At 44.6% G+C, this 16,324-nt stretch carries 13 protein-coding genes; 12 read left to right on the forward strand and 1 reads right to left on the reverse strand.

Going from position 1 to position 16,324, the window contains the following annotated elements; genetic code table 11:
- Nucleotides 1-193 precede the first annotated feature (193 nt).
- The 4 genes from rpsL (at nt 194) to tuf (ending at nt 4,789) form a co-directional block, all read left to right on the forward strand.
- Nucleotides 194-613 carry a 30S ribosomal protein S12 gene (gene rpsL, locus GKG43_RS02565; protein WP_009001705.1) on the forward strand — a complete coding sequence of 140 codons (420 nt, stop codon included), beginning with the start codon at nt 194-196 and terminating at the stop codon, nt 611-613.
- Nucleotides 614-871: 258 nt separating this feature from the next.
- On the forward strand, nt 872-1,342 hold the full coding sequence (gene rpsG, locus GKG43_RS02570) for a 30S ribosomal protein S7 (protein ID WP_025654560.1): 471 nt from the start codon (nt 872-874) through the stop codon (nt 1,340-1,342).
- Between the two features lie 16 nt (nt 1,343-1,358).
- Nucleotides 1,359-3,476, forward strand: a complete 2,118-nt coding sequence (gene fusA / locus GKG43_RS02575; protein ID WP_050641920.1) for an elongation factor G — start codon at nt 1,359-1,361, stop codon at nt 3,474-3,476.
- A gap of 119 nt (nt 3,477-3,595) precedes the next feature.
- Nucleotides 3,596-4,789, forward strand: coding sequence for an elongation factor Tu (gene tuf / locus GKG43_RS02580; protein WP_025654562.1), 1,194 nt, complete (start codon nt 3,596-3,598; stop codon nt 4,787-4,789).
- Between the two features lie 106 nt (nt 4,790-4,895).
- Here the strand turns inward: tuf and GKG43_RS02585 are convergent, their stop codons facing one another.
- Complete coding sequence (locus tag GKG43_RS02585; RefSeq protein ID WP_129878463.1) at nt 4,896-5,372, reverse strand: hypothetical protein; 477 nt, start codon at nt 5,370-5,372, stop codon at nt 4,896-4,898.
- Nucleotides 5,373-5,570: 198 nt separating this feature from the next.
- Here GKG43_RS02585 and GKG43_RS02590 point away from each other — a divergent pair, with 198 nt between their 5' ends.
- The 8 genes from GKG43_RS02590 to GKG43_RS02625 all read left to right on the forward strand — a co-directional run bounded on the left by GKG43_RS02590 (nt 5,571) and on the right by GKG43_RS02625 (nt 16,120).
- Nucleotides 5,571-7,064: an alpha-N-arabinofuranosidase gene (locus GKG43_RS02590; protein ID WP_129878465.1), complete on the forward strand. Its 1,494-nt coding sequence runs from the start codon at nt 5,571-5,573 to the stop codon at nt 7,062-7,064.
- A 19-nt stretch (nt 7,065-7,083) separates the two neighbouring features.
- Entirely contained in the window at nt 7,084-8,049 is a 966-nt protein-coding gene (locus GKG43_RS02595) for a family 43 glycosylhydrolase (protein ID WP_129878467.1), read from the forward strand.
- Nucleotides 8,050-8,069: 20 nt separating this feature from the next.
- A complete protein-coding gene (locus GKG43_RS02600) occupies nt 8,070-9,380 on the forward strand; it encodes an ABC transporter substrate-binding protein (RefSeq protein WP_129878468.1) in 1,311 nt (436 codons plus the stop codon).
- A 66-nt stretch (nt 9,381-9,446) separates the two neighbouring features.
- Nucleotides 9,447-10,325 carry a sugar ABC transporter permease gene (locus GKG43_RS02605; protein ID WP_129878470.1) on the forward strand — a complete coding sequence of 293 codons (879 nt, stop codon included), beginning with the start codon at nt 9,447-9,449 and terminating at the stop codon, nt 10,323-10,325.
- Nucleotides 10,325-11,140: a carbohydrate ABC transporter permease gene (locus GKG43_RS02610; RefSeq protein WP_129878472.1), complete on the forward strand. Its 816-nt coding sequence runs from the start codon at nt 10,325-10,327 to the stop codon at nt 11,138-11,140. Before GKG43_RS02605 ends, GKG43_RS02610 begins: the two co-directional genes overlap by 1 nt.
- 60 nt (nt 11,141-11,200) lie before the next feature.
- Nucleotides 11,201-12,655, forward strand: a complete 1,455-nt coding sequence (locus tag GKG43_RS02615; protein WP_129878474.1) for an alpha-L-fucosidase — start codon at nt 11,201-11,203, stop codon at nt 12,653-12,655.
- Between the two features lie 250 nt (nt 12,656-12,905).
- Entirely contained in the window at nt 12,906-14,639 is a 1,734-nt protein-coding gene (locus GKG43_RS02620; RefSeq protein ID WP_129878476.1) for a histidine kinase, read from the forward strand.
- Nucleotides 14,636-16,120, forward strand: a complete 1,485-nt coding sequence (locus GKG43_RS02625; protein WP_129878478.1) for a response regulator — start codon at nt 14,636-14,638, stop codon at nt 16,118-16,120. Before GKG43_RS02620 ends, GKG43_RS02625 begins: the two co-directional genes overlap by 4 nt.
- Nucleotides 16,121-16,324: the final 204 nt, after the last annotated feature.

Here is a 16,324-nt window from a genome sequence, read left to right on the forward strand (position 1 = left end):
CATCAAGAAACAAAAAAGTTCCGTAAAAATCATCGAAAATCCCTTGACTTTCCCGCAAAAACGTAATAAACTAATTTAGCGTGCATAAAAAGGCATTATTTTTTGGCGCGTAAATCAAGATAATTACGATTATCTGCAACCCCTTTCCACATAAGTGAGAAGGAAACGAAAGAATCATAGGAGGTGAAAAAGAATGCCAACATTTAACCAGTTAGTTAGAAAAGGACGTCAGACTTCTGAAAAGAAATCAACAGCACCGGCACTTCAGAAAGGATACAACTCTCTGCAGAAACGTGCTACGAATGTATCTGCACCACAGAAGAGGGGTGTATGTACAGCTGTTAAGACAGCTACACCAAAGAAGCCTAACTCAGCTCTGAGAAAAATCGCCAGAGTTCGTCTCTCTAATGGAATCGAAGTAACAAGCTATATCCCAGGTGAAGGACACAACCTGCAGGAGCATAGTGTTGTTCTGATCCGTGGAGGAAGAGTTAAGGACCTGCCAGGTACAAGATACCATATCGTAAGAGGTACACTTGATACAGCAGGTGTTGCTAAGAGAAGACAGGCTCGTTCTAAATACGGCGCTAAGAGACCAAAAGACGCAAAATAAAAGCGGCTTTTAAAGGTTTGTCTAATTAGCAGATTATGTAACTAAACAGTTAAATCGTATCACAAACAGAACTATGATTATCGTAGGTTGCGGATTTATGCAGGCGCTTAGTCCATTCAATTGATGAAGCGCTGACGTTTATAGACAGGTCCCGCGGCCACGAGCACATGAAGCGCGATTTCCATAGAAAGACACATGTGAGTACCGATGAATTAATCCCGGCAGAGACCGGAAATAATGATTAAGGAGGGAAGGACCGTGCCACGTAAAGGACATACTCAAAAAAGAGATGTATTAGCGGATCCAATATACAACAATAAGGTTGTTACCAAACTTATCAACAACATTATGTTAGATGGTAAGAAGGGTGTAGCACAGAAGATTGTATACGGAGCGTTTGAGAGAGTTGAGGCAAAGGCTGATAAGCCGGCTATCGAGGTTTTCGAGGAAGCAATGAACAATATCATGCCAGTTCTCGAAGTTAAGGCAAGACGTATCGGTGGTGCAACTTATCAGGTGCCGATCGAAGTAAGAGCAGACAGAAGACAGGCTCTTGCACTTCGCTGGTTAACAACCTATTCTCGCAACAGAGGTGAGAAGACAATGGAAGAAAGGCTTGCAAATGAAATTCTGGATGCAGCCAATAACACTGGTTCATCAGTGAAGAAGAAAGAAGATATGCATAAGATGGCAGAGGCAAATAAAGCATTTGCTCACTACCGTTTTTAATTAGGAGGAAAAAATCTTGGCTGGAAGAGAATATCCACTAGAAAGGACCAGGAATATAGGGATCATGGCTCATATCGATGCTGGTAAGACAACATTGACTGAGCGTATCCTGTATTATACTGGTGTAAACTATAAGATAGGTGATACTCACGAGGGTACTGCGACCATGGACTGGATGGAGCAGGAACAGGAGAGAGGTATCACAATTACTTCAGCTGCTACAACATGTCACTGGACTTTGGAAGAAAAGACGCAACCAAAGCCGGGTGCCCTGGAACATCGAATTAATATCATCGATACACCGGGACACGTTGACTTTACCGTAGAAGTTGAACGTTCACTTCGTGTGCTGGATGGTGCCGTAGGTGTATTCTGTGCTAAGGGCGGTGTTGAGCCCCAGTCAGAAAACGTATGGCGTCAGGCAGACACATACAACGTACCGAGAATGGCGTTCATCAATAAGATGGACATTCTGGGAGCTGATTTCTACAATGCTGTAGAGCAGATCAAGAACAGACTTGGTAAAAATGCAATTTGTCTTCAGCTGCCAATCGGCAAAGAAGACGAATTCAAAGGGATCATCGACTTAATGGAGATGCAGGCTTATATCTATAATGATGATAAAGGCGAAGATATTTCTGTAGTAGAGATTCCGGACGATATGAAAGACGACGCAGAACTGTATCGTACAGAATTAGTCGAGAAGATCTGCGAATTAGACGACGATCTGATGCTGGAATACCTGGAGGGTGAAGAACCTTCTGTTGAAGCACTGAAGGCTGCCCTGAGAAAGGGAACCTGCGAGTGTACAGCTGTTCCGGTATGCTGCGGTACAGCATACAGAAACAAAGGCGTCCAGAAGTTATTGGATGCAGTGATCGAATATATGCCGGCTCCGACAGATATCCCGCCAATCGAGGGTGTGGATGCAGACGGAAACAACGTGGTGAGACATTCATCTGATGAAGAACCATTCTCAGCACTGGCATTTAAGATTATGACTGACCCGTTTGTAGGTAAGCTTGCTTACTTCAGAGTATACTCAGGTTCCATAAATTCCGGTTCTTACGTTCTGAACGCAACAAAGGGCAAAAAAGAACGTGTTGGACGTATCCTTCAGATGCATGCCAATAAGAGAGCAGAACTGGATAAAGTATATGCAGGAGACATCGCTGCTGCTATCGGATTCAAGTTCACAACAACAGGTGATACAATCTGTAACGAACAGCATCCGGTTATCCTGGAGTCCATGGAATTCCCAGAGCCGGTTATCGAGCTCGCAATCGAGCCAAAGACAAAGGCTTCTCAGGGCAAGCTTGGAGAATCCCTTGCAAAACTTGCAGAGGAAGACCCGACATTCCGTGCACACACAGATAAAGAGACAGGACAGACAATCATCGCAGGTATGGGTGAGCTTCATCTGGAGATCATCGTAGACAGACTTCTGCGTGAATTCAAGGTAGAGGCTAACGTAGGTGCACCGCAGGTTGCTTACAAAGAGTCCTTCACAAAACCTGTAGACGTAGACAGCAAGTATGCAAAACAGTCAGGTGGACGTGGACAGTACGGACACTGTAAAGTTAAATTTGAACCAATGGATGTCAATGGAGAAGAGATTTACAAGTTCGACTCCAGCGTAGTCGGCGGATCTATTCCGAAAGAATATATTCCGGCTGTAGGCCAGGGTATCGAAGAAGCTATGAAGTCCGGTATCCTCGGAGGATTCCCGGTTGTTGGTGTTCATGCGACTGTATATGACGGTTCTTACCATGAAGTCGATTCAAGTGAAATGGCATTCCACATTGCCGGCTCTCTCGCATTCAAAGATGCCATGAGAAAATCATCACCTGTACTTCTTGAGCCAATCATGAAAGTAGAAGTCACAATGCCAGAAGAATATATGGGAGATATCATCGGTGATATCAACTCACGCCGTGGACGTATTGAAGGTATGGATGATCTGGGCGGCGGTAAAATTGTCCGCGCATTTGTGCCATTGTCCGAGATGTTTGGCTATTCCACAGACCTCCGTTCCAGGACACAGGGACGCGGAAACTACTCCATGTTCTTCGAGAGCTACGAGCCGGTACCGAAGTCTGTACAGGAAAAAGTGTTATCCAATAAAAATGCCTAAATATCAGAAAAAGGCTTGAAAAACCCGGCCTTTTGAAATATAATCAGAATTAGCCGAGTAAAAGCGAAAACCAATAAAATGCCCGAAAATGGGCTATATATTAAGGAGGATTATTCAAAATGGCAAAAGCTAAATTTGAAAGAACAAAACCACATGCTAATATTGGTACCATCGGACACGTTGACCATGGTAAAACAACATTAACAGCTGCTATTACAAAGACACTTTCTCAGAGAGTTGCTGGTAACGCAGCAGTTGATTTCGAAAACATTGATAAAGCTCCAGAGGAAAGAGAACGTGGTATCACAATCTCTACAGCTCACGTTGAGTATGAGACAGACAAACGTCATTATGCACACGTTGACTGCCCGGGACATGCTGACTATGTAAAGAACATGATCACAGGTGCTGCTCAGATGGACGGAGCTATTCTTGTAGTAGCTGCTACTGACGGTGTTATGGCTCAGACAAAAGAGCATATCCTTCTGTCCCGTCAGGTAGGTGTACCTTATATCGTAGTATTCATGAACAAATGCGATATGGTAGACGATGAAGAGCTTCTTGAATTAGTAGAGATGGAAATCCGTGAACTTCTTGACGAGTATGAGTTCCCGGGAGATGACACACCGATCATCCAGGGATCAGCTCTGAAAGCTCTTGAAGATCCTTCAGGAGAATGGGGAGACAAGATCATGGAACTTATGGACGCAGTTGACAGCTGGGTTCCAGATCCGCAGCGTGATACAGACAAGCCATTCCTGATGCCTGTAGAGGACGTATTCTCTATCACAGGACGTGGTACAGTTGCTACAGGTAGAGTAGAGCGTGGTACACTTCATGTATCTGATGAAGTTGAGATCATCGGTATCCACGAAGACATCAAGAAGACTGTTGTAACAGGTATCGAGATGTTCCGTAAACTGCTTGATGAGGCTCAGGCTGGAGATAACATCGGTGCTCTGCTTCGTGGTGTTCAGAGAACTGAAATCGAAAGAGGACAGGTTCTGATCAAACCAGGTACAGTACAGTGCCACAAGAAATTCACAGCTCAGGTATACGTTCTGACAAAAGATGAAGGTGGACGTCATACACCATTCTTCAACAACTACAGACCGCAGTTCTACTTCAGAACAACAGACGTAACAGGTGTTTGCGATCTGCCGGACGGAGTTGAGATGTGCATGCCTGGAGATAACGTAGAGATGACAATCGAACTGATTCACCCGGTAGCTATGGAAGAGGGTCTTGGATTCGCTATCCGCGAAGGTGGACGTACAGTTGGATCAGGAAAAGTTGCTAAGATCCTTGATTAATCATTGATTTCATAGCACTGAATTATAATAAAAATACCGCAATCCTTGAGTATTCAAGGGTTGCGGTTTTTTTGTTAAAATGCAAATCAATTCTACAAACGATAGATCAACACATAACAATGATTTTTCTTGGTGTAGTCTGAGGCGGAATACTCCGTGTAGTATTGCTATAGAACACAATCAGGTTTCGTCCGCCGATGGTACAGTTAAAACGCTGTCCATTCCCCGTTACAACATTCGTTGAAGGACCGATATTTAACTGCAGTGACTGATCAGCCGCCAGCAGATTGCGGTCAAAGAACCCATAAGCAATCTGTTCATTGCGCATTGTCAGACTAATAACAGCCGCTCTGTACTGCGGAGGGTAGATGAGCGGTACAGGCTGATTTGGATCAAAGAATGCAGTGACACGCATGCCTGGCAGTAAAAAAGTATTGTTCACAATGTAAGTATCGGGAGAGGATACAAAGTTAACAGGACCATTATCTGTCATCAGACTGATGAGCTGGGAACAGCATTCTTTGGAAAACGGTGTAATGTTTCGAATCATACCGGTGATTGGAGTATAAATTGTATTAGCCATAAATAAAAATTCCTTTTTTATTAGTATATGCAGAAATTTTCTTGTTGCAAATCTTACATGTTGCTGTTGCTTAAATTACATTCTATAAACTCTATATTTCTTATATAATTCAAGACATAAAATAACTGATAACGAGTACGTATCCGCACACCGGCTAAATTCAAACTAATAATACAAAGAACGAGGGGGAGGATCGTGATGTGTAAAATAAAGATTCTTATAAATACTGCATATGAAATCGGGGAGATAGACCCAAGGCTGTATGGGAGTTTTCTGGAGCATATGGGGAGGGTTGTATACGGCGGTATCTATGAGCCGTCCCACCCATTGGCAGATGAGGATGGTTTCCGCAGGGACGTTATGGAGGCAGTAAAGAACGCAGGAATTACCCAGGTAAGATACCCGGGAGGCAACTTTGTTTCGTGTTATCACTGGGAGGACGGGGTCGGCCCGAAGGCGAACCGGCCGCAGTGCCTGGAACCTGCCTGGAAAGCGATTGAAACGAATGAATTCGGTACCGATGAATTCTTCCGATGGTCCCAAAAGGCGGACGTAACCCCAATGCTGGCGGTTAATCTGGGGAGCAGAGGAATTGAAGACGCACTTCATTACCTGGAATATTGTAATTTCCCGGGAGGTACAAAGTACAGCGATCTCAGAAGGAGCCATGGACGGGAGGAACCTTATCATATAAAGATGTGGTGCCTGGGAAATGAGATGGACGGATCCTGGCAGATCGGACATAAAACTGCGGAAGAATATGGACGGCTTGCGGCTGAGACCGCAAAAGTGATGAAAATAATCGATCCGTCTATTGAACTCTCGGCGTGCGGAAGCTCACTGAAGACAATGGAGACATTTCCAAAGTGGGAAGAAACAGTGCTCGAGTATACATACGAATATATCGATTACATATCCCTTCATCAATATTTTGCAGGCCAGGAAAAAGGAACAGAAGATTACCTGGCTCAGGCAGATGAGATGGACAGGTATATAAAAGATGTGGTATCAGCATGTGATTATGTGAAAGCAAAAAAACGCGCCGAGAAAAAGATTAACATCAGCTTTGATGAATGGGGTGTATGGGCGTATCGGGCGCAGGAGGTGGCAGAGCAGTGTGATAATAATTCATGGGTACAGGCGCCTGCGATCAGTGAGATGGTCTACACTTTTGAAGACAGCCTGCTTTTCGGTGGAATGATACTTGCGCTGCTGAAAAATGCAGACCGGGTAAAAATAGCATGCCAGTCCCTTCTTGTAAATGTCAGTGCCATGATCATGACTGAAAAAAACGGGGGCATCTGGTATCAGCCGATCTATTACCCGTTCTCACATGTAGCGGAATATGGGAAAGGCGTGGTGCTGGACGGGCGGGTCATAGAAGGCGAAAAAAAGAATCTGGACTATGTGGCTGTATATAATGAGCCGGATTCTGAATTAGTAGTATTTGCAATAAACAGGGACAGTTCAAACAAGAAAAATTTGCGTCTCTATTTGCAGGGGTTAGAGTGCTGCAATGTCATAGAACATGTGGTGATGGAATCAGAAGATAAAAAGGCAGTGAATTCATTGGGCAGTGCAGCGGTTAAGCCTCACGGGAATGGCAGAACAGAGACAGCCGGGGGGGACGTGCAGATTGAGCTGCCTGGATTGTCATGGAACATGATCCGGCTGCGGATACAGAAAAAATAAAATCAACAGGAGGAGTAACGTGAACAGCAGCAATTATATAAGTACCGAGTTTAATCAGCCTTTTATCAGGCAAAGGGCGGACCCTTTTGTAACGAAGGATAAAAGCGGAAATTACTATTTTACGGCGTCTGTGCCGGAATACGACAGGATTGTGCTGAGGCGCGCAGAGTCATTGGACGGGCTTCGGGATGCAGAGGAAGTTACAGTCTGGAAGAAGCATGAAAACGGAAGAATGAGTATACATATCTGGGCTCCTGAGCTACACTATATTCAGGGAAAATGGTACATCTACTACGCAGCGGGCGATAAAGACAACATCTGGGATATCCGCCCGTATGTGCTGGAATGTACGGGAGAGGATCCGCTGGCAGATGCGTGGATGGAGAGGGGCATGTTAGAAGCGGCGGACGCATTTACGTTTCAGGATTTTTCTCTGGATATGACTGTATTTACCCATGAAGATAAGCTTTATTGTGTCTGGGCAGAGAAGGTAAGTACAGGAAAGAAAATATCGAATTTATATATAGCTGAAATGGAATCTCCGTTAAAATTAAAAACAGAGCAGGTACTGCTTTCATCACCGGATTATGACTGGGAAAGGATTGATTTCTGGGTTAATGAAGGCCCTGCTGTAATAAGGAAGGGTGGCAAGATCTATATCGCATATTCAGCAAGTGCAACCGGAAAATGCTATTGCATGGGGATGCTGAGCATTGATGCCGGCGAGGATTTACTGGACCCCGGGAATTGGGGAAAAAGCCGTTGTCCGGTCCTGTCCGGTGATCCTGCAAAGGGTCTTTACGGACCGGGGCACAATTCGTTCGTAAAAAGTGAGGACGGCCGGGAAGAGATTATGTTTTATCATGCCAGGCAATATGATGAGATCTCGGGAAATCCGCTCTATGATCCAAACCGCCATACCTATAGAATGAAGGTTGGCTGGGAAGAAGACAGGCCGGTTTTTTGTTATAAAAATAATTACTGATAACACAAGGAGGAACGAAAATGAGGAAGAAAACTTTCGCCAGAGGGCTGGCAGCAGTTTTAAGCACTGCAATGATAGGAAGCGTACTCATTGCAGGATGCGGGAAGAGCGAAGAAAAAGAAAAAAAGGCTTCCGAGGGCGGAAAGATTTCCGCACTTCTGATCCAGAGCCAGAACAATGATGGATTACAGCGTATGCTGGAAAAACTGGAAGAAGAAGAAAATATCAAAGTAGACGCGCAGGTAATACCGGATGACCAATATCTGAATATCCTGCAGATGAAGCAGGCGTCAGGGGAATTGCCGGATATTATCCAGTATAATATACCGCATCTGTACAATTATCTGGATCCGGAGACAGAGCTTTATGATTTTTCGGATGAGTCGTGGGTTGAAAGCCTGCTGCAGCCGGAAGTGTCTCAGGTAGACGGAAAACAGTATGGGTTTCCGCTGAAGGCAAATTCCGGGTACCAGTGCTTCTTATATAATAAAGACTTCTTTGAAGAGAAGGATCTGAGTATTCCGGAGACAACAGAAGAGTTTGACGCGCTCTGCAAGCAGATAAAAGAAATGGGAGTCAGCCCCATCCTGCTGGCCAGCGATGCCTGGGTGCCTCAGATCTGGATGACAAATGGTTATGCACGTGCTATAGGCTCTGATGAAGCGGCAGTGGAAATGACAGAAGCCATATTAAATGGGGAGAAGAAATTCAGCGACTATCCGGAAATGGCGGAAGTAATTGATAATCTGCTGGATATTAAGGATAAGGGTTATTTTAATGATGACATAGCCACTCTTTCATGGGACGATGCATGGGTAGAGTTAAGTGACCAGAAGGGGGCCATGATTATGGGGGAGGCATTCATGATCCCATCCAACCAGGCAATGTTCCCGGATACCAGATTTGGTGTATTTAACGTGCCTCTGCCCTTTGATGAAAAAGACCAGATTAGTATTTCAAGCTATACAAGTGGATTTGTGGCTGGAAAAGACAGTGAAAATATTGAGATTGTTAAAAAGATGTTTTCAGCTTTCTCCACCCCGGATTATCTGAACCTGTACTTTGAGGAGGCACCCGGGCTCCCTGCCTTTGAAGGCGTTGAGGGAGGAGAACTGCCAAAAGACATTCTGGAATTATATCAAAAGCATATGGATGCAGGAACTTATGTTACGGAGATGAACCTTCATTGGGGAAGTATTGAGCCGGTTTTCAGTGAAAAACTCTGGACATACTATCTCGAGGCATTGACAAAAGGAAATATGGACGGAAAACAAGTATTGGATAATTTCCAGGCCGATGTGGAAAAGTACCTGAAGGAAAACGCAATGTAATACAAACAGTGGCATGGGGATATCGGCGAAAAAATGCCGGTATTTCCGTGGCCGGGAGGTAAGACAATGATAAAAAAGAAACATAGAGGATATCCTTTCTGGCTCTCCGTTCCTGCCATCGCAGTCTATACTGTTTTTGTAATTATTCCGATTGTAATGAGCCTGGTGCTTGCATTTACCGACTGGAATGTGAATAGGTGGACATCGCCCTCTTTTGCGGGGCTTACCAGTTTTATAGAAATCTTAAAAGATCCGGTTTTTATGAAATCTTTGTTTAATAGTTTTTTGTATGCCATCGCAACAACGGTGTTAAAGGTCGTCTTCGGGTTGGCGCTGGCATTGGCACTGGTAAAGCCGTTCAAAGGCAATGCCATATTCCGGACGATTTTTTATCTTCCCTGTGTCCTCAGTATGACGGTCATCGGCGTGCTCTTCACTGCCATATTAGCAAAAAACGGACTGCTTAATAATCTGCTTGAGATTCTGCACCTGACTTCTTTTCAGAGAGAGTGGCTGGGGCAGTACGGTACGGCAATGACCTGGATTATTCTAATTGAAAGCTGGATGTGGGCGGGATTTAATATGTTTGTGTTCATATCAGGCCTGCAGGCAATACCCAGGGATTATTATGAGGCGGCCAGCACGGAAGGGGCATCTTGTTTCAAACAGTTCATAAAGATCACACTTCCATTGATTATGCCCGCTGTTACCGTAAATGTAACGTTAAACGTTGCGGGCGGCATGAAGGTGTTTGACATCATATATGTACTGACAAACGGCGGGCCGGGAACGGATACACAGGTATTGAGCACCTATGGTTTTAAGGCGTTCAGCCTGGGGTACCTGGGGGAATCAAGTGCAGCCAGTATTATCCTGACTGTACTGGTAATCATCATCTCTTTTGCACTGAACGGATTTTTCAGAAAGAGGGAGGTTGAATTATAATGAAAAAGAAACATAACATCATAAAAGTTAGCATTCTCTTTCTGGTAACCTGCGTTTATCTGATACCAATCATTATGATGGTCCTGGGTTCCCTGAAACCTAAGGCAGAGGCAATCCGATTCGATCTGAGCCTGCCTTCTGTGATAGAATGGTCCAATTATGCATACGTGCTTGAGAAGGGACATGTTTTAACGGGATATTTTAACAGCTTTATCATGACGGCTGCGGCAACTGTTCTTGTACTGTTGTTTGGCGCCCTGGCAGGTATCTATGTGGGGCGGAACAGGGGCAGGGCGTCCACCGCAACTTATAATTACTTTATACTGGGACTCACGGTTTCTTTCCAGATTGCTACCACATTTGCACTGTTAAAGGGCCTGCATCTGTATGGCTCCAGAATTGGGGTGATCCTGATCTATGCCGCAATCCAGCTGCCATTTACGGTTATGACTTTTTCAAGCTTTATCAAAGGCGTGCCCAGGGAAATCGACGAGGCGGCTATGATTGACGGATGCGGGCCCCTCAGGCTGATCTTTCTGATTATCCTTCCGGTCATGAAGCCGATTATGATAACCAATCTGATTGTGACAGCAATACAGACGTGGAACAATTTTATGATACCTTTGTTTTATCTGGATTCCTCAGAAAAGTGGACCATACCGCTTATGGTATATAACTTCTTCGGCCAATACTCCAGAAACTGGAATTACGTGTTTGCTATGCTGGTGATTACGATCCTGCCTGTGATAATCTTATATCTCTGCCTTCAGAAATATATTGTGGAAGGTATGACTTCCGGGGCCGTGAAGGGCTAAACAAAAGAACAGATAAAGAGGAACCAAAGACGAAGCAGAAATTGAGAAAGGAAAAAGAAAATGGACAGACAGGAATATTTAGAGAAAATTGAGAGAGTCATCAGCGAAGGGCCATATCAAGATACATGGGAATCACTGTGCACACATCCGGTTCCAAAGTGGTACCGGGATGCCAAGTTCGGTATTTTCATACACTGGGGGATATACAGTGTTCCTGCATTCCGGGATGAATGGTACTCACGGAATGTTTACAGGAAAGGCTCAGCAGAGTACAACTACCACATAGAAAATTATGGGAGTCTGAGCGAATTCGGATACAAAGATTTTATTCCGATGTTCACGGCAGAAAAATTCGAACCGGCTGCCTGGGCAGCACTGTTTAAAAAGGCAGGCGCCAGGTATGTGATGCCGGTCGGGGAACATACCGACGGATTCCAGATGTACGACAGTGCGCTCAGCAAATGGAATGCAAAACAGATGGGGCCGAAGAGGGACGTGCTGGGCGAATTAAAGGAAGCAATCGAGGCACAGGGCATGGTGTTTACCACCTCCTCTCACAGGGCGGAACACTGGTGGTTCTATAACCTGGGCCGTGAAACGCCGGAGGCGGATGTAAACGATGAGAGATATGCGGATTTTTATGGCCCTGCAGCCGGACCCACCCGGGCATGGGGGGATTTTATGGATAATCCGCCGGACCAGGAGTTTCTGGAAGACTGGCTGGTCAGGACCTGTGAGCTGGTGGACCGCTATCAGCCAAGAGACATTTATTTTGACTGGTGGATACAGACCTATGCTTTTAAGCCATATCTGAAAAAATTTGCTGCATATTACTACAATCAGGCACAAAAATGGGGCATAGATGTAGCCATCAATGCAAAGTTTGATGCATTTGTACACGGCAGTGTAGTAAAAGACGTAGAACGGGGGCAGATGGGGGATATCAGCCCGGACTTCTGGCAGAATGATACCTCAGTGGCAAAAAATTCCTGGGGGTACACAAAAAACAATGTGTACAAGGACGCGAAAGATATTATCTGCAATCTGGTGGATGTGGTCAGTAAAAACGGATCGCTGCTATTGAACATCGGACCAAAGCCGGACGGGACGATTCCGAAGGAAGACGAGGCGCTTCTCCTGGAGATTGGAAAGTGGCTGGAAACAAATGGGGAAGCCATTTACGATACAAAATACTGGAAAATATACGGGGAAGGCCCGACAGCGGTGCCGGACGGAGAGTTCACAGATACCCAGAGAGAAGCGTTTACATCGGAAGATATCCGATTTACAAGCAAAGCCGATGTTGTGTATGCGATTGTCATGAAGTGGCCGGAAAATGGCATGGTAAAGATAAAATCAATGGCAAGCATCAAGTATTTGAGGACAGCTATACGGGATATAGAAATACTGGGTCAGAATGTGAAACCATTTTTTGAATTCCGTGATACCCTGGAAGTATCCGCCGGCATTGAGGCCGATGATAAACCAGTGGTTCTCAAAATTTATATTGAGTAGCGGAGGACGCACCGTAAAGGGATAGCCGTGAAGCGCCGGAAGGGCATATACCCTTCCGGCGCTTCACGGCTATCCCTTTACAGTGCTGTGTGCATCCGGTCGGTAGGAAAGGTGGGAAAGAATCGCCTGTCAGGGGGCGCAAAGCCCTGTCTTACCATGTGGTGTTTATGGTATAATGAAGCATAGCGTCAATTATAACATCGCGTATTGAGCAGTTTATGAGGAACCACAGAAAGGAAGGGGGCCTAAATTGAAAAAGTATAAATTTCAAAATAAAATTCTGGTTACGAATATGGTAGTCCTGTTATGTGTGGTTACTTTTTGCTTTTTATTGTTTGCATTTTATTATATTGGTGAAAATAACAGACAGTTCCGGGAAAATGCAGGCCGGACTGCGGATTCGGTTGGTAATATTTTGGAAAATAGTTTCTTTTTTGCGGACAATACAGCCATTCAGACAGGGAATAATCCGTATATTAAGGATGTTTTAAATAAGCTGTATTATGATACGGATAAGAGCAACTATTTCAGCCATGAGCATACGGAGGCAAACTCCATTCTTCAGTATTTGTATCCGTATCTGGTAAAAAAGGATTTACTTTACAGGATCTGCTTTTATAATGAAAACGGGGATTTTCTTGCCTGTGGTTCCAGTGTCACGCTAAAGGGTGTACAGAATTATGTCAGTGAACAGAGAGTGGATTCAGTCATCGCACTCCTGGCAGGGAATAAAGGCGTCAGTACAAATCTGGTATATACCGAAGACGTGCTGCAGAATACAAAGTTCAGGACAGACGGCTATATTGCCATTGTGCGTTCGGTCAGGGACAGCAACATACGGGACGGCCTGCCGCTGGGGTATCTGGAAGTACATTTATCCCTGAACGGGATCAAGGAACAGATTACCCCTCTGCTTGGGAGCGGGAATGCAGAGATACTGTATCATGGCAGAACTATATTGGAGATTGGGGAGGAGAGAGAGGATACCGGGGCATTTGTCGTAACGAAGGATATGGCAGATGGATTCCAAATCAGGCTGGCAAGTCACAATGAAAATGGAAGACGGGTTGTGTTTGTTACGATACTTGTGCTGCTTATGATCGCTTCTCTGATCATGATATCCATGGTCTTAGTACAGAGAAAAGTGGTGACAAGGATTACGAAACCACTAATCACGCTTTTTGATATGGTTCAGACGACAGATCTGGATGATGTTTCCAGGTTGGAAGAGGCGCACTCCATAGACGAGATACAGGAACTGCAGCAGTCCTTTCACCATATGATGGAAAGCCTGCAGGAATCGATTGAGGAGACGATCACCATGCGGACTGAGAAAATTAATGCCCAGATGCTTGCCCTTCAGGCTCAGTTAGATCCGCATTTTATCCACAACACGCTGGCGATTATATCTTCGCTTGCAGATGAGGGGGAGAACCAAAAGGCAAAGGATGTCAGCAATATGTTGTCCTCTATGATCCATTACAGTTCGGACTACACGAAGCAGGATACGACTCTGAACCAGGAAATAGACAACATTGTCTCTTATCTAAAGCTGGTAAAGTACAGATATGAAGAGGATTTTATCTATGAGATTGGTGTGGAAGAGGGCTGCGAAGAAATCCAGATTCCCAAATATATGATTCAGCCATTGGTTGAAAACGCAATCAGGCACAGCCTGAATAAAGCGGATTTTCCATGGAAGATAGAGGTTTCCTGCTATAAAAGGGGCGGGAAATGGTATATCAGAGTCAGCGATAATGGTGCAGGAATTGAACCCTGCCGCATTGAAGAGATCAAAAAACGTCTGATGGAAATCAATGACGCCAGTATGGATGAACTGGTGAAAAACCTGAAAATAGGAGGTTTTTCGCTGATGAACATCTTAATTAGACTGTACATCCATTATAAAGATGGCATGGAATTTGATATTTTCAGAAACAGGGACAACGGAACCACGGTAATGATAGGAGGCGTGATTGAATGATTGAGGTATTGGTGGCAGAGGATGAAAGACCGATTCTCAGAAATATTATGAAAGCAATTGAGGCGGCCGATCCGGATTTTAACGTGAAATACACGGCTTTTAACGGGAAACAGGCAAAAGAATATCTGGATACACACCAGATAGATGTTGCATTTCTGGATATTAATATGCCAATCTATGACGGTTTGTTTCAGCTGCAGTATATATGCGATAACAATATAGATCTGATTCCGGTGATCTTAACGGGATACCGTGAGTTTGATTATGCTAAAAAGGCTTTGAAATACAATGCTTTTGATTACCTGTTGAAGCCCCTTGACGAAAAAGAGCTTGGGAATCTGCTGAACAAACTAAAAGTAGAGGTGGAGATAAAAAAGAAGAAACAGCCATTCGATTCCTTCGAAAAGATATCCAGGAATGTATTTGAAGATGAGGGCGGAATGCAGAATATCTGTTTTGTGGCAAGCTGCTTTTTGGGCGGCTGCTCCGGTGGAAGCCTGTCAGAGGAAACAAAGACCAGACAGGAAGATACAGAAAGATATCTGAGAAAATATATAGAGGGGCAGGTGGAAAAGAACCGTTTCTGGCTGGCCAAAGGTCATCTTGATTCAGAGAGGATTCTTTTTGTAAATGGAAATACGAAGCAGTACAGGGAGTTACTGGAAGGCATGATCAGCCATGCGGACGGTTCCCTGCTGCCGATTACGGTGGTATCGAGTACTGGACCGGTACGGATCTCAGAGATTAATTCCGTTTATCAGAACCTGTCTGATCTGGCGAAAGAGAGGATGGAATTCGGAAAGTCTTCCATCTTCTTTCCTGAAAAAAAGCGGCAGCAGGAGGGCGGTATTGACAAGGCCAGGCTGGAGGCTGTACTGGAGGGAATCCAGCCCGGTATTACCCAGGACACGCTGGTAAAAGTATTTGGACATGTTATTGAACTGGCGGGAACAAAAAGGAAGTATCTGGAGTACGGAATGAAAAGCTTCTTCCTCCGTCTGTGTGAAAAGGTTCCGACTCAGATCAGCTACCTGGATATTGAGGAAGAAATTGTGTTAATTCTGGAAAATGAGTTCGAATACAATAAATTAATCGAAAAGACAGAATCGGTGGTGAAGGAGTATTTCTATGTAAGTGTAGAACCGTCAAAGAATCGGGGAGGACTGGCGGAAGAATTAAAAAAATATATTATGAAAAGTTACCAGTTTCCTTTTTCAAGTCAGATCATGGAAGAAAGGTTTGGTTATTCTGCGTTTTACCTGCGTTCCGTTTTTAAAGAAGCCTTCGGGATGTCACCAAATGAATTTTTACTAAAAGTTCGGATGGATAAGGCATGTCTGCTTCTTAAACAGGGAATACAGGCAAAAGATGTGGCCAGTGAGGTCGGATTCTCAGATCCGCTCTATTTTTCAAAGGTTTTTAAGAAGTTTACCGGCAGCAGTCCAAGTGAATGTATGGGGAACGGACAGAGCAGACGTTGATACGGCGGTGGGCGGACGGGATATGAAGTTCTGAGACTGTCCCGTGATAAAGTGTTCGCGAAGACGGAAAATACGGCTATTCTAAAGGCTCATTTAGTGTGGAAATCTTAACCTGTGCATGTTATACTAATCTATACAGGACTTATTAAGTATGAGGGAAAGGGAGCGTTTTTGTACAGGGGATTTCCCTGGGTTACAAAGGCA

The organism is Eubacterium sp. BIOML-A2 (genome assembly GCF_009680135.1).
In the GTDB taxonomy this organism is placed as follows: domain Bacteria; phylum Bacillota; class Clostridia; order Lachnospirales; family Lachnospiraceae; genus Faecalicatena; species Faecalicatena contortus_B.

Bases quoted from the DNA above. Each gene is read 5' to 3' on its own strand.
- GKG43_RS02625 (WP_129878478.1), top strand. From the start codon at position 14,636: ATGATTGAGGTATTGGTGGCAGAGGATGAAAGACCGATTCTCAGAAAT.
- GKG43_RS02605 (WP_129878470.1), top strand. From the start codon at position 9,447: ATGATAAAAAAGAAACATAGAGGATATCCTTTCTGGCTCTCCGTTCCT.
- GKG43_RS02610 (WP_129878472.1), top strand. From the start codon at position 10,325: ATGAAAAAGAAACATAACATCATAAAAGTTAGCATTCTCTTTCTGGTA.
- GKG43_RS02590 (WP_129878465.1), top strand. From the start codon at position 5,571: ATGTGTAAAATAAAGATTCTTATAAATACTGCATATGAAATCGGGGAG.
- GKG43_RS02585 (WP_129878463.1), bottom strand. From the start codon at position 5,372: ATGGCTAATACAATTTATACTCCAATCACCGGTATGATTCGAAACATT.
- rpsL (WP_009001705.1), top strand. From the start codon at position 194: ATGCCAACATTTAACCAGTTAGTTAGAAAAGGACGTCAGACTTCTGAA.
- GKG43_RS02615 (WP_129878474.1), top strand. From the start codon at position 11,201: ATGGACAGACAGGAATATTTAGAGAAAATTGAGAGAGTCATCAGCGAA.
- GKG43_RS02600 (WP_129878468.1), top strand. From the start codon at position 8,070: ATGAGGAAGAAAACTTTCGCCAGAGGGCTGGCAGCAGTTTTAAGCACT.
- tuf (WP_025654562.1), top strand. From the start codon at position 3,596: ATGGCAAAAGCTAAATTTGAAAGAACAAAACCACATGCTAATATTGGT.